This window comes from Nocardioides sp. (assembly GCF_036274455.1).
Taxonomy (GTDB): Bacteria; Actinomycetota; Actinomycetes; order Propionibacteriales; family Nocardioidaceae; genus Nocardioides.
The window spans coordinates 21199-34472 of the sequence record NZ_DASUFR010000046.1; the positions used below are offsets into that span (position 1 = coordinate 21199).

General features: G+C 72.9%; 16 protein-coding genes. 4 read left to right on the forward strand and 12 right to left on the reverse strand.

What is annotated here, in order from left to right:
- Nucleotides 1-9 precede the first annotated feature (9 nt).
- From VFV89_RS04350 to VFV89_RS04385, 8 genes are all read right to left on the reverse strand, one after another.
- The gene (locus tag VFV89_RS04350) at nt 10-2616 is read right to left on the reverse strand and encodes a DUF4153 domain-containing protein (protein WP_329704679.1); all 2607 of its coding nucleotides are present in this window, start codon (nt 2614-2616) and stop codon (nt 10-12) included.
- Nucleotides 2613-3308 carry a response regulator transcription factor gene (locus VFV89_RS04355; RefSeq protein WP_329704680.1) on the reverse strand — a complete coding sequence of 232 codons (696 nt, stop codon included), beginning with the start codon at nt 3306-3308 and terminating at the stop codon, nt 2613-2615. Before VFV89_RS04355 ends, VFV89_RS04350 begins: the two co-directional genes overlap by 4 nt.
- A 223-nt stretch (nt 3309-3531) precedes the next feature.
- Complete coding sequence (locus VFV89_RS04360; protein ID WP_329704681.1) at nt 3532-4587, reverse strand: ATP-binding protein; 1056 nt, start codon at nt 4585-4587, stop codon at nt 3532-3534.
- A gap of 115 nt (nt 4588-4702) precedes the next feature.
- On the reverse strand, nt 4703-5467 hold the full coding sequence (locus VFV89_RS04365; protein WP_329704682.1) for an RNA methyltransferase: 765 nt from the start codon (nt 5465-5467) through the stop codon (nt 4703-4705).
- 73 nt (nt 5468-5540) lie between these two features.
- Nucleotides 5541-5933 carry a 50S ribosomal protein L20 gene (rplT, locus tag VFV89_RS04370; RefSeq protein ID WP_329704683.1) on the reverse strand — a complete coding sequence of 131 codons (393 nt, stop codon included), beginning with the start codon at nt 5931-5933 and terminating at the stop codon, nt 5541-5543.
- A gap of 52 nt (nt 5934-5985) precedes the next feature.
- Nucleotides 5986-6198, reverse strand: coding sequence for a bL35 family ribosomal protein (locus VFV89_RS04375; RefSeq protein ID WP_329704684.1), 213 nt, complete (start codon nt 6196-6198; stop codon nt 5986-5988).
- Nucleotides 6199-6261: 63 nt separating this feature from the next.
- Entirely contained in the window at nt 6262-6891 is a 630-nt protein-coding gene (gene infC, locus VFV89_RS04380) for a translation initiation factor IF-3 (RefSeq protein WP_414690347.1), read from the reverse strand.
- 304 nt (nt 6892-7195) lie between these two features.
- Nucleotides 7196-7648, reverse strand: coding sequence for an SseB family protein (locus VFV89_RS04385; protein ID WP_329704685.1), 453 nt, complete (start codon nt 7646-7648; stop codon nt 7196-7198).
- 23 nt (nt 7649-7671) lie between these two features.
- Between VFV89_RS04385 and VFV89_RS04390 the strand changes: the two genes are divergently transcribed.
- The 3 genes from VFV89_RS04390 to VFV89_RS04400 are packed head-to-tail and all read left to right on the forward strand — an operon-like array spanning nt 7672 to nt 9852.
- Nucleotides 7672-8106, forward strand: coding sequence for a hypothetical protein (locus tag VFV89_RS04390; protein WP_329704686.1), 435 nt, complete (start codon nt 7672-7674; stop codon nt 8104-8106).
- Nucleotides 8103-9329: an amino acid deaminase/aldolase gene (locus VFV89_RS04395; protein ID WP_329704687.1), complete on the forward strand. Its 1227-nt coding sequence runs from the start codon at nt 8103-8105 to the stop codon at nt 9327-9329. The genes VFV89_RS04390 and VFV89_RS04395 overlap by 4 nt, the downstream gene beginning before the upstream one ends.
- 1 nt (nt 9330) lies before the next feature.
- On the forward strand, nt 9331-9852 hold the full coding sequence (locus VFV89_RS04400; RefSeq protein WP_329704688.1) for a 4-amino-4-deoxy-L-arabinose transferase: 522 nt from the start codon (nt 9331-9333) through the stop codon (nt 9850-9852).
- 4 nt (nt 9853-9856) lie between these two features.
- Here VFV89_RS04400 and VFV89_RS04405 read toward each other — a convergent pair whose 3' ends face one another.
- Nucleotides 9857-10669, reverse strand: a complete 813-nt coding sequence (locus VFV89_RS04405; protein ID WP_329704689.1) for a class I SAM-dependent methyltransferase — start codon at nt 10667-10669, stop codon at nt 9857-9859.
- Nucleotides 10670-10734: 65 nt separating this feature from the next.
- Between VFV89_RS04405 and VFV89_RS04410 the strand changes: the two genes are divergently transcribed.
- A complete protein-coding gene (locus VFV89_RS04410; protein WP_329704690.1) occupies nt 10735-11649 on the forward strand; it encodes an aldose 1-epimerase family protein in 915 nt (304 codons plus the stop codon).
- Between the two features lie 16 nt (nt 11650-11665).
- On the opposite strand, the gene VFV89_RS04415 is transcribed toward VFV89_RS04410, so the two are convergent.
- The 3 genes from VFV89_RS04415 to VFV89_RS04425 are packed head-to-tail and all read right to left on the reverse strand — an operon-like array spanning nt 11666 to nt 13238.
- Nucleotides 11666-12133: a PH domain-containing protein gene (locus VFV89_RS04415; protein WP_329704691.1), complete on the reverse strand. Its 468-nt coding sequence runs from the start codon at nt 12131-12133 to the stop codon at nt 11666-11668.
- Nucleotides 12117-12965, reverse strand: coding sequence for an ATP phosphoribosyltransferase (gene hisG / locus VFV89_RS04420; RefSeq protein ID WP_329704692.1), 849 nt, complete (start codon nt 12963-12965; stop codon nt 12117-12119). The genes VFV89_RS04415 and hisG overlap by 17 nt, the downstream gene beginning before the upstream one ends.
- A gap of 9 nt (nt 12966-12974) precedes the next feature.
- A complete protein-coding gene (locus tag VFV89_RS04425) occupies nt 12975-13238 on the reverse strand; it encodes a phosphoribosyl-ATP diphosphatase (RefSeq protein ID WP_329704693.1) in 264 nt (87 codons plus the stop codon).
- Nucleotides 13239-13274: the final 36 nt, after the last annotated feature.

Genomic DNA, 13274 nt, shown 5'->3' on the forward strand with positions numbered 1-13274 from the left:
CCGGCTGGGTCAGGAGTCCTCCGCACAACCCGCCAGTTGGTCATCAGAGGTCGCGTCCAGGGCCGCGGCCAGGTCGCTCGGGCCGTCGTCGACGGCCGAGGTCGCCCGGCTGCGGCCGAGGTTCCAGCTCAGCCAGTCGTCGTCCTGCGACCAGTAGCGAGGCATGCCGCACGAGATCACGGCCGCGCTCTCGTCCTCGAAGAGCGGTACGGCGTCGGCGGAGAGGTTGCGGAGGTAGGACCAGTCGACCCGCCCGGTGTCGGCGTACCGGTCCAGGTTGCGCTGGGCGATCCAGGCGTCCGGGTTGATGACCGCGAGCCCGAGCAGGCCGACGACACCGGTGACCAGCGCGAAGCGCGGCACCCACACACCCCAGGTCACCAGCCCCGCCACCGCGACGGCGACGACCAGCAGGCCGAGCCAGCCCTCGAAGACGTCGACGAAGAGCCGGAGCCTCGTGAAGCCGTAGGCCTGCTGGTAGAGGTGCATCCGGTGCAGGGCCGAGCCGACCACGACCATCGTGAGCCCGCACAGCAGGCCGAGCGAGCCGCGCAGCCAGAGCCGGTCGGCACGGGTGTCACCGGCCCAGTGCGCCGCGGCCCAGACGACGAGGAAGGTCAGGAGCGTGGCCACGGTGAGCTGGCCGAAACCCTGGTGCACGTAGTCGGCGTAGGTCAGCCCGGTGGTCCGCTGCACGTAGTCGTGGCCACCGAACAGCACGCTCAGCTGGGCGGCGACGAAGACCGTGAAGACCGCGTCGACCAGCAGCACCGGCACCAGCCACTCGTAGCGGTGCGCCACCGACCGGGCCCGGCCCGACCCCAGCACCTGCACGTCCGGCGGGTTGAGTGCGACGTAGGCCGCCCCGAGGGTCGCGGCGGCCACGGCGACGGCGATGAAGACCCGCAGCACGATCGAGTCGACGCTGATGTCCGGCAGCACGGCGTCGACCCAGCTGGCCACGACGGCGTCGGCGGACACGAACAGCAGCCCGAACACGAGCAGCACCAGGCCGGACCACAGGGCCGTGACCAGGACCCGCGGCGCGCTCCCGTGGCCGGTGAGGGTGCGCAGCGTGCGGCCCAGCCAGGGCAGGTCGCGGATGCCGGCGAGCGGCCACGAGACGCCGGCGAGCAGGAACTCGTGGAACCGGCGGGCGCGGCACACCCCGGCGATCACCGCGCTGGCGCCGGCGAGCAGGCACAGCGCGCCGATCCAGGTCGCGTCGAGCAGGAGGATCGGCAGCGTGCACAGCCCGGCCAGCACCAGGCAGGTCAGCGTGAACAGGTCCCGGCGATGCGCTGCGGCGTACGCCGTGGTGAGCCCGGCGGCGACCGACACCACGAACACGGCGAGGCCGGCGGCGTGGTCGGGGAGCACCAGCCCGGCGAGGACGCCGACCCCGGCGGCGGCGAGAACGACGCCCTGACGCGCGGCGGCGGTGTCCGGCCAGAACCGGCCGAACAACGGGTCGAGCACCGGGGTCGCCAGCACCGCGGTCCCCGGTGGTGCCGGCTGGAAGCTCGGCGGGGCGGCGGGGGGCGGCGGGAGCGGGGTGTTCTCAGGCACTGTGGCCTCCTCGCGCTGAGTCGGGCTGAGGGTCGTGACGGGCGGGCTGAGGGGCAGGTCGACGCGGAGGAGCGCTCCGGTCGCACCGGGCGGGTCGAGGAACCGGACCGTGCCCCCGTGCAGCCCGGCCACCCAGCGGGCTATGGCCAGACCGAGCCCGGTGCCGCCGGTGCCCTGGCTGCCGGGGTCGGGCGCGGTGAGGGTCCCGAACCGCTCGAAGGCGCGCTCACGATCCTCGGGCGGTACGCCGGGGCCCTGGTCGGCGACGTCGAGCTGCCACCGGTCCCCCACGACGCCGGCCCGGACCGAGACATGGCCGCCCTCGGGGCTGTGCCGCACGGCGTTGTCGAGCACGTTGGTGAGCAGCTGGCGCAGCCTGGTCCGGTCGGCGCAGACCTCCAAGCCTTCGGGGATCTCCACGTCGAAGCGCACCGCGCGGCCGGTGGGGACCAGGTCGGCCACGACCTCGTCGACCAGCTGCTCCACCGCGACGTCGTCGAGGCGCAAGGCCGCCACGCCGGCTTCGACGCGGGACAGCTCGAGCAGGTCTCCGACCAGGTCGCCCAGCCGTTGGGCCTGGTCCACGGCCCGGCCGAGGCTGCGGGGGTCGGCGGGCCGCACGCCGTCGGCGAGGTTCTCGAGGGTCGCGATGAGCGCGGCCAGCGGGGTGCGCAGCTCGTGGGAGACCGTGGCGACCAGCTCTCGTTGCTCCCGGTCGACGGCGGCGAGCTCGGCGGCCATCTGGTTGAACGCCCGGGCCAGCTCGCCGATCTCGTCGGAGGCGTCGGCCCGCACCCGGCCTCGGTAGTCGCCGCGCGCCATCCGCCGGGTGGCCTCGGTCATCTCGCGCAGTGCCGAGGTCATGCCGACCGCGAGCAGCTGGGTCACGCCGAGCGCCAGCGCGACGGTCACCGGTACGGCGAGCAGCACGGGCACGCGGGCGTCGGCGGCCAGCATGCCGACCACGGCCGCGACCACGACGCTGGCCGCGACCAGCAGGCCGAGCTTGACCTTGATCGACCTGACCGGCTGCAGCGGAGAGGTCACGAGCCCGCCTCGAGCGCGTAGCCGACGCCGTGCACCGTCCGCACCCGGTGGGCTCCGACCTTGGCACGGAGCGCGCGGACGTGGCTGTCGACGGTCCTGGTGCCCGAGGCGTCGGGCCAGTCCCAGACCTCGGCCAGCAGGTGCTCGCGGGTCAGCACCTCGCCCGGTGCGGCCGCCAGCCGGGCGAGCAGGTCGAACTCCGTGGGGGTCAGCCTCACCTCGGTGTCGCCGACGGTCACCCGCCGGGTGCCGGTGTCGACGACCAGGTCGCCCACCACCAGCCGCGCGGTCGGGCGGGCGGCCAGCTCGGCGGCCCGGTCGACGCGCCGGAGCAGGGCCCGGACCCGGGCCACGACCTCGCGCATCCGGAACGGCTTGGTCAGGTAGTCGTCGGCTCCCACGGCCAGGCCGACCAGGACGTCGGCCTCGTCGTCGCGGGCGGTGAGCATCAGCACCGGCACCGGCCTGGTGGCCTGGATCCGGCGGCACACCTCGTGGCCGTCGTACCCCGGCAGCATGACGTCGAGCACCACGACGTCGGGCTCGAGCTCGGTGGCCTTCGCGACCGCACCCGGTCCGTCGTACGCCTGGTCGACGAGGAAGCCCTCGGCGCGCAGCCGCTCGGCGACCGCGTCGTTGATGACCGGCTCGTCCTCGACCACGAGGACCCGGCGGGGCACGGCTTCCTGCACGGACTCACGGTAGGAGCGGAGCGGCGTGGAACGGGGGTGGGACTCGTGAAGGTTCTGTGCAGGATTTCCGGCTCTAGCCGCTGAGGCCGGCTTTGCCGAGGATCTCTGGCACCAGGTGCCGATTCCCTTCCGCAAACCCGGCGAGGTCGCTGACGGCGAGACGCGATCCGGTAGGCGCGCGGGCACCCACGGATGGGCCACAACAGCCGGATGTCCGGTGGGCCTACAGCTCGGGCACCGCCGACGGCCAGGCCACCTGGATCCGCGCTCCACCGCCGGGGGCGTCATCGATCACGATCGTCCCACCGTGCACCTTGGTCAGTCCGCCGACGATGTAGAGGCCGAGGCCGGAGCCGCCGCGCTTGCCGCCCTTCCAGAACTTGGTGAAGACCCGGCGCCGCATCTCGACGGGGATGCCCTCGCCCTCGTCGTCCACGGTGATCCGGACACCGGGCTGGTCGCCGAGCTCGCCGGGTCCCAGCGGCGCCAGCATCACGCGGACGACGCCCTCGCCGTGGCGGACGGCGTTCTCGACCAGGTTGGTGACGACCTGGGTGAACTTGTCCGGGTCGGCATGGATCTCGGGCAGCTCGCCCTCGACCTCGACGCTGATCGTCCGGGCGGTGCCCTCCGACACCGAGTCGACGATGCGGCGGGTGAGTATGGCGGCGTCACTTGGCCGCGGGTGGAGCTGGAGCCGGCCGGTGTCGATCCGGGCCACATCCAGCAGCTCCGCGATCAGCCGGGTGAGCCGGTCGGAGTCGGCGGCGACCGTGGTGAGCATCAGCTTCTTCTGCTCGTCGTTGAGCCGGTCCCAGCGGTTGAGCAGCGCCTGGACGAACCCCTTCACGCCCGTCAGCGGCGAGCGCAGCTCGTGGGCGACGGTGGCGACCAGGTCGGAACGCTCCCGGTCGAGCCGGGCCCGCCCGCGGCCGGACCGGATCGTGACCGCGACCTCCGAGACCGGCTCGTGGAGCGCCGTCCGGTGGATCCTGGCGGCCACCAGCGCCTCCTCGCCGTTCGGGAGCAGCCAGGACTGCTCGGGAACCGCCGTCCGGGTCGACAGGCCCTCGTAGGGCCGGTTGTGGCTCACCCACGCGTTGCCGTCCTGGTCGCGGAGCGCGAGCACCTCCGCCAGCGGCCGGCCGACGAAGTCGCGGTCCACGCCGAGCATCGCCGCCGCGACGCTAGAGATCGCCGTGACCCGCCCGTCCGCGCCGGCCAGGACCACACCGTCCGGCAGCGCGTCCACGACGACCTGCGCTGGGCGGTTCGGCATGGCGTCAGCCTGTCACGTCCGGTCACGGCCTCATAACGATCCGCGGCAACCGTCGACGGGCCGGCCGGGCCGGGCATCACCGCGCACATGAAGCGTGGCCCGGGCCAAGCCCCGGTCAGGAACGCTGCGCGCGGGCCGACTCGTAGAGGCACAGCACGGCCGCGGTCGAGAGGTTGAGACTCTCGGCGCGGCCGTGGATCGGGATCGCGACCCGGTGGTCGGCCAGCGCGGCCAGGTCGTCGGGCAGCCCCCAGGCCTCGTTGCCGAACAGCCACGCGGTCGGGCCGCCCAGCGGGGCGTCGTACAGCCCGACCTCGCCGGCGCCGTCGGCGGCGAGCACCGTCAGCCCGGCCGCTCCGGCCGCCTGGACGGCCGCCGCAGCCGACGGCTCGACGGCAACCGGCAGGTGGAAGGCGCTGCCCACGCTCGCGCGCAGCGTCTTGGGGTTGTAGAGATCCACCGAGTGGCCGGCGAGCACCACGGCGTCGGCGCCGGCCGCGTCGGCACACCGGATGACTGTGCCGGCGTTGCCGGGGTCGCGGACGTCGGCGCAGACGGCCACCAGGCGCGCGCCGGACAGTGCCTCGGCGACGGGTACGTCGACGAACCGGCACAGCGCGACGACCCCCGCCGGCGTGACGGCGTCCGAGAGCAGCTCGAGCGCGCGGTCCTCGACCACGGTGACCCGCACGTCGGCGGGCGGGGCGGGCGGTTCGGCACCTGCGCGGAGGAAGACCTCCTCGACGCACCCGGCGGCCAGCGCCGCCTCGACGGCCTTCGGGCCGTCGGCAAGGAACAGCCGCCGCTCGGTACGAACCGAGCGGCGGCTGAGCCGACGTACGTCCTTCAGGCGAGCGTTGCTCGCCTTGAGGGGTGTCACGTTTTTTCGGGGTCCCCGCGGAAGCATGCCCCTCCCGCGCGTAGCGCGCTCCGGGCAGGCTTTCGTGGGGTGATCAGGCGGAGGCCTCGGCCTTGGGCGCGTTGACGTCCTCCGGCAGGGCGGCCTTGGCCACCTCGACGAGGGCGTTGAACGCCGCGATGTCGTTTACGGCCAGGTCGGCCAGGATCTTGCGGTCCACCTCGACGCCGGCCAGGCCGAGCCCCTGGATGAACCGGTTGTAGGTGATCCCCTGGGCGCGGGCGGCCGCGTTGATCCGCTGGATCCACAGGCGGCGGAAGTTGCCCTTGTTCTTGCGCCGGTCGTTGTAGCTGTAGACCAGCGAGTGGGTGACCTGCTCCTTGGCCTTGCGGTAGAGCCGCGAGCGCTGGCCGCGGTAGCCGCTGGCGCGCTCGAGGGTGGTCCGGCGCTTCTTCTGGGCGTTCACTGCCCGCTTGACGCGTGCCATGTCTTCTCAGTGCTCCTCGGGGAAATCTTCGTGTCTCGGGTCGGGGGCAGGCTCAGAGGCCCAGCATCTTCTTGGCGCGCTTGACGTCGGCCTTCTCCAGCTCGACCATCCCCTGGTTGCGGCGGTGCTTCTTGCGGCTACCGGTGGTCGGGGCGGAGGCGAACGCAGCACCGGACTTCCGGCCGGCCTGGAGGCGGCGGATCTTGCCGGTGCCGGTCACCTTGAACCGCTTGCTGGCACCCGAGTGGGTCTTGTTCTTGGGCATGTCTCTCTCCTCGTACGTCGTACGTCCGCTCGTGGTGTACGGCGGCGGGGCTGGGAATGAGGCCTAGGCCTCGATCTCCGGGTCGAGGTTCTCCGAGCGACCACGGACCTTCTTCTGTGCCACGGGGCCTGCGGCACGGGCCGCGGCGCGCTCCTCGCGCTCCTCGGCCTCCTCGGCGGCGCGTGATGCCATGCGCTCCTCCTTGGCGGCCTGGGCGTCGACCTTGGCCTCGGCCTTCTTCTTGTGCGGGCCGAGCACCATGATCATGTTGCGGCCGTCCTGCTTGGGCGCCGACTCGACGAAGCCGAGCTCGTTGACGTCCTCCGCCAGCCTCTGCAGCAGCCGGAACCCGAGCTCGGGGCGGTGCTGCTCGCGACCGCGGAACATGATCGTGATCTTGACCTTGTCGCCGGACTTCAGGAACCGGACCACGTGACCCTTCTTGGTCTCGTAGTCGTGCTGGTCGATCTTGGGACGAAGCTTCATCTCCTTGATGACCACGTTGGTCTGGTTCCGGCGGGCCTCACGGGCCTTCTGGGCGTTCTCGTACTTGAACTTCCCGTAGTCCATGAGCTTGCAGACCGGGGGCTTGCCCTGCGGGGCGATCTCGACGAGGTCGAGGTCGGCTTCCTGGGCGAGCTTGAGCGCCTGGTCCGTGGGGACGATGCCCACGGTCTCGCCGTTGGGCCCCACGAGGCGCACCTCGGGTACCCGGATCCGGTCGTTGATACGAAGCTCGGTGCTGATGAGTCCTCCTGCTGGTTGGTGACTGGGCTGGGAGGCTCTCCACGAAATGCAGAAGGCCTCCGCGTCGCAAGCGGAGGCCAGTGGACGCCCGTCCCGACCAGGGACGGACCTACCCTTGGACCTGACCCGACGACCTGTGCAGCTGGGCGGTCGGTGCGGGTGGGAGTCCAGTCGGCCCGGGGGCCGCTGTCATCCGCTTGAGATCGGTGCTCCTAGGAGCACAGATCGGTCAACGCCCGATGGTAACCGACTATTCCGGCGCCGAGCCAATTGAAACCGCGTACGGCACCGGCCCCGCCACGTCGATCAACAGCGCGTCGGCGCCGTCCTGGAGCGCCGCCAGCGCCGCCGTGCTGGCGGGGACCGGGACCGGCCGAGCGTCCGGGTCCCAGCTGTGGAGTGCGTCCAGCCCGGTGAAGGCCAGCAGCGCCAGCCGCCCGTCGGCGCCCCGCATCAGGACCGTCGCCATCTCGGCCGACTTGTCAATGACCAGCCCGTCGGGCCCGGTCTCGGACTCCCCGAGCTCGGCGACCACGGGCACCAGCAGCCGGGCCCCGGGCAGTGCCGCCAGCACCTCGGGCTCGCGGCCCGGGTCCTCGGCGTACGCCGCCAGGGCGGCCGACAGCGCCGGGTCCGGCTCACCCGTGTCATCGGGTGCCCCGGCGCCGGCGAGCAGCCGCGCTCCGCCGTGGTCCTGGTCCATGAGCACCACCGTAGGCTGGCTGCGTGGACCAAGCCGCCTGGGGAGCACTCACGCTCAGCCTCACGGTGCTGGGCGGGATCTACACGTGGTTCGCCTTCCGCAGCCGCGGCTTCGTGGCCGGGCTGCGCGGAGTGGGGTTCACACTGATCCCGGTGGCGCTGCTCCTCACCGACACCCTGCAGATGGTCACCCGGATCGGCAGCGCGATCGGTGACTGGGCGCTCAACCTGGCGTTCAGCCCCGCCACCTGGCTCGGGATCATGCTGGGCGGCGTCTCGGTCGTGTGCTTCGTGGTGGCCGGGTTCGTGGCCAACCGCGGGGCCGACGACAAGGCGGCGACGGCGAAGGCCGCACCCAAGCAGGTGGGCAAGGGGAAGGGTCAGAAGTCCGACCCGATCCTCGCCGACCCGGAGCTCGCCGAGATCGAGGCGCTCCTGCGCAAGCGCGGGATCACGTGACCTCCCACGCGGGCAGCCTCGAGCGCAACCGGCTCTGGGCGCGGCTCAACGACGCCGTGAAGGCCCACGAGGAGCCGCTGGCGACGCCGCTGATGGTGATCGACCTCGACGCCTTCGACGCCAACGCCGACGACCTGGTCCGCCGGGCCGGCGGCACCCCGATCCGGGTCGCGTCCAAGTCGGTGCGGGTGCCCGCGCTGCTGCGCCGGGTGCTCGCCCGCGACGGCTTCCAGGGCGTGCTCGGCTTCACCCTGGCCGAGGCCCTGTGGCTCGAGGAGCAGGGCGTCACCGACGACGTGGTCGTCGCCTACCCGACCGTCGACCGGGGCGCCCTGGCCCGGCTGGTCGCATCGCCGTCCGCGGCCGCGCACATCACGCTGATGGTCGACGACCTGGCCCACCTCGACGTCGTCGACTCGGTGCGCGCGTCCCACGCCGTACCGGTGCAAGTGGCGATCGACGTGGACGCCGGGCTGCGGATGGGCGGCCAGCACGTCGGGCCCAAGCGCTCCCCGCTCCACGACGCCGACGAGGTGTTGCAGCTGGCGCGCGACATCGAGCGCCGGCCCGGCTTCCGGCTGGTCGGTGCGATGACCTACGAGGGCCAGGTCGCCGGCGTCCAGGACGACGTGCCGTCGCAGCGCGCCAGGTCGGCCGTCGTACGCCGGATCAAGTCGCTCTCGATGAGCCAGCTCGCGGTGCGCCGCCGCGAGGTCGCCGATGCACTCCGGTCGGCCGGGGTCGAGCTGGAGTTCTGGAACGCCGGCGGCACCGGCTCGGTGGAGGCCACGACGGCCGACCGCGTGGTGACCGAGGTGGCCGCGGGCTCCGGCCTGCTGACCCCCACGCTGTTCGACCACTACCAGTCCTTCGACGCCCGGCCGGCGGCGTTCTTCGGGCTCCCGGTGACCCGCCGCCCGTCGCCGCAGGTCGCGACCGTGCACGGCGGCGGACTGGTGGCCTCCGGGCCGATCGGCAAGGACCGGCTGCCGACGCCGTGGGCACCGGCCGGGCTGCACCTGACCGGGCTCGAGGGCGCCGGCGAGGTCCAGACCCCGCTCACCGGCCACCCGGCCGCGCTGCTGGCGGTCGGCGACCTCGTGTGGTTCCGGCACGCCAAGGCCGGCGAGCTGTTCGAGCACACCAACACCGTCCGGCTCCTCTCCGGGGCCGCGTTCACCGACGAGGTCCTGACCTACCGTGGCCACGGGCTCGCCTTCTGAGGTGGTGGCGCTCGCCGAGTCGCGACCACCCACGCTCGGCTCGGGCCGGCTGGTCGCGATCGACGGCCCCGCGGGCTCCGGCAAGACCACGCTGGCCAGAGCCGTCGCCGAGCTGACCGGCGCCCAGGTCGTGCACATGGACGACCTGATGGACGGGTGGGACGGCATGGCCGGCACCGGGCCGCAGCTCCTCACGATCGTGGAGCCGCTGGCGGGTGGCGTGGCGGGCAGCTACCGGCACTACGACTGGCACGCGGGGCGGTTCGACCGGACCGTCGAGGTGCCGCCCGCTCCGTGGCTGGTGATCGAGGGTGTCGGTGCGGGGAACCCGCTGATCGCCGACCTGGTCACGGTGCTCGTCTGGGTCGAGGCGGACGACGACGTCCGGCTCCGGCGCGGCCTCGAACGGGACGGCTCGGCGATGGAGGGCCGCTGGCGGGCCTGGATGCGCGACGAGGTCGGCCTCTTCGCGGCGCAACGCACCGCCGAGCGCGCCGACGTACGAGTCCGGTCCCAGCCCTGAGTTGTCAGCCTGCGTGGCCCCAGCCGGCGACGAGGGTCGGGAGCACCAGCACGGCCCCGGCCTCCCTCACCTCGGCGGTGAGCCGCTCCTCGAAGGTGTCGAGCCGCAGCGCGGCCACGTCGGCGATCCCGTACTTCTCCAGCGCCGGAGCCAGGCCACGGACCACGGCGGAGAGCATGGGCGGGCCGCTGGCGTCGTCCGGTCCGGCGTACCCCTGCAGCCCGAGGACGCGCGCATCGGCCGCACCGGCCTCCCGGAGGAGGCCGCCGAGGTGCGGCCCGATGGTCTGCGGCGTGCCCGCGGCAGCGAAGGCGGCGTTGACGAGGTCGCGTCCGTGCTCGACCAGCGGGGTCGGCGGGTCCGAGCGGACGGCGTTGGTGTCGTACTCGAGGGCCAGGTAGACACCGCCGCGCTCGAGTGCGCCGAGCAGGCGGCGCACCGTCGCCACGGGGTCCGGGAGGTAGGAGTGCACCAGCCGGCCCACGACCGCGTCGATGGCCTCGTCGGGCACGTACGACGGGATCTCGGCCTGGACGAACCGGACGTTGGTCACGCCGCGGTCGCGGCACTTGGCCGCGGCGTACTCCAGGACCTCGGCCGACTGGTCGACGCCGAGCACCGATCCGTCGGGTCCGACCGCCTCGGCGAGCAGCAGCGCGACCTCACCGGTGCCCGTCCCCAGATCCAGGACTCGCATGCCCTGCTGGATGCCGGCCATCATCATCGCGAGCCGGGTGGGCGGCTCGAGCGCCTTCGCCTGTCCGTCGAGTCGAGCCAGCTCCTCGGCATCGTGGCCCAGCACGTACTCCCCAGCCATGGTTCGGATCATGGTCCTGGTCGTGTCACCTTGACCACACCCTCACGACGGCTACGGTGACCCGCGTGGTGGCACCGAGCGGCGAGCAGTTCGAGATCTCGGCCAGTGGCTACCGGGCCGTGGTCACCGAGTGCGGCGGCAGCCTGCGGCTCCTCGAGCACGAGCGCCGGCCGCTGGTCGACGGCTTCGCCGAGGACGAGATGGCCTCGGGCGGCCGGGGCCAGCTGCTGGTGCCGTGGCCGAACCGGATCCGGGACGGTCGGTACGCCGTCGGCGACCGGCAGCTGCAGCTGCCGCTGAGCGAACCGGCACGGCACAACGCCTCGCACGGGCTGGTCCGCTGGGTGGCCTGGAGCCTCGAGGAGCACACCACTCGGTCGGTCGAGCTGCGCTGCCGGCTGATGGCGCAGAGCGGCTACCCGTGGACCCTCGACCTGCAGGTGGTCTACGACGTGAGTGCCGACGGGCTCACGGTGACCCAGTCCGCCACCAACGTGTGCGGGCATGCCGCGCCGTACGCCCACGGCGCGCACCCCTACCTCACCGTCGGGCCCGGCCCGTGCGACGGCTGGGAGCTGACGCTGCCCGCCGCGACCCGGACGCTGTCCGACCCGGAGCGGAAGCTGCCGACCGGGTCGGAGCCCGTCGAGGGGACGGCGTTCGACTTCCGGGTCGCCCGCCCACTGCGCGACACCGTGGTCGACCACGCCTTCACCGACCTGACCCGCGACGCCGCCGGCCGCGCCACCGTCGAGCTCCGCAACCCCGACTCCGGCGATGCCGTGGCCCTGTGGGTGGACGAAGCCCACCCGTGGCTGATGGTCTTCACCGCCGACGAGGACCCGAGCGGCCATCGCCGCGCCCTCGCCGTCGAGCCCATGACCGCCCAGGCCGACGCCTTCCGCTCTGGTGAGGACCTGATCTGGCTGGAACCCGGCCAGGACTTCTCCGCCTCGTGGGGCATCCGCGCCCTCGACTGACCGCGAGTCGGCGGGGTCAGGGGGCGGAGCCGGCCTCGACCAGGGCCTTGAGCTCGCGGAGGGCGGTGCGGGCGCGGGCGCCGTCGGAGCCCTGGATGCCCATCACCGAGGCGGTCTCGCCGTCGGCGAGGTCGAGGGTCACCCACGGCGCACCGGGTGGCAGCCGGGCGGCGACGATCTGGGGCCAGGCGAACTCGTGGCGGCGGTAGCCGTTGACCACCACCAGCCGGTCGGCGTAGGCCACCGCGCGCGAGCGGATCAGCGCGAACATCAGGGCCAGGTAGAGCAGCCCGAAGAAGATGAGCGTGCCGCGCTGGAACCACGTGAACCTGGCCCGGTCCTCGGGGTCGAAGCCGAACCACCCGGCGGCCACCACCGCGACCAGCGCGAAGGTGACCGCGATGCCGACCACCCGCGGCCCCAGCGGCCGCCAGGTGCGCGGCAGCGGGGGCAGGTCGGCCGAAGGCTCAGAGTCGGCAGGCATGGATGTCGGTGAGCAGGATGCCGCGGGCACCGATCTCGTAGAGCTCGTCCATCAGCCGCTGGGCGCCGTCGCGCGGCACCATCGCCCGCACCGCCACCCAGCCCTCCCGGTGCAGCGGCGCGATGGTCGGTCCCTCGATGCCGGGCGTGAGCGCCACCGCCTCGGTCACCCTGGCCTGCTCGATGTCGTAGTCCATCATCACGTAGGCCCGCGCGACGAGGACGCCCTCGATGCGCCGCCGGAAGACCTCGAACCCCGGGGGTACGTCGCCCGAGCGCGTGACCAGCACCGCCTCGGACTCCAGGATCGTCTCGCCGAACACCTCGAGCCCCGCCTGACGCAGCGTGCTCCCGGTCTCGACCACGTCGGCGATCACGTCGGCAACGCCCAGCTGGATCGACGTCTCGACCGCACCGTCGAGACGGACCACCTCGGCCTCGACGCCGCGCTCCTCCAGGAACGCACTCACCACACCGACGTACGACGTCGCGATCCGGGTCCCGGCCAGCTCCGAGAGGTCGGTGTAGGTCCCGATCGGGCCGGCGAAGCGGAACCGGCTCCGCCCGAATCCCAGCGAGAGCACCTCCTCGGCCTTGGCCCCGGAGTCACTGAGGAGGTCGCGGCCGGTGATTCCCACGTCGAGAGTGCCCTCACCGACGTAGAGCGCGATGTCGCGCGGGCGCAGGTAGAAGAACTCGACGCCGTTCTCGGCGTCGGTGAGGGTGAGCTGCTTGGCGTCGTCGCGCTGGCGGTAGCCGGACTCGCGCAGGATGTCGGCCGCGGACTGGGCCAGCGACCCCTTGTTGGGGACGGCGATGCGGAGGAGGGACACGGCGGCTTCCTAGAGGTGTGCGTAGACGTCGTCGAGCTCGATGCCGGTGGCCAGCATCAGCACCTGGGCGTGGTAGAGCAGCTGGCTGATCTCCTCGGCCGCGCGCTCCTTGCCCTCGTGCTCGGCCGCCATCCAGGCCTCCGATGCCTCCTCGACCAGCTTCTTGCCGATCGCGTGCACGCCGGCGTCGAGCTCGCGCACGGTGCCGGACCCGTCGGGACGGGTGCGAGCCTTCTCGGAGAGCTCGCTCCAGAGCTCCTCGAACGTCTTCACGACCGGTCAGCCTAGTTGGCGGGCGACCGGAACCCG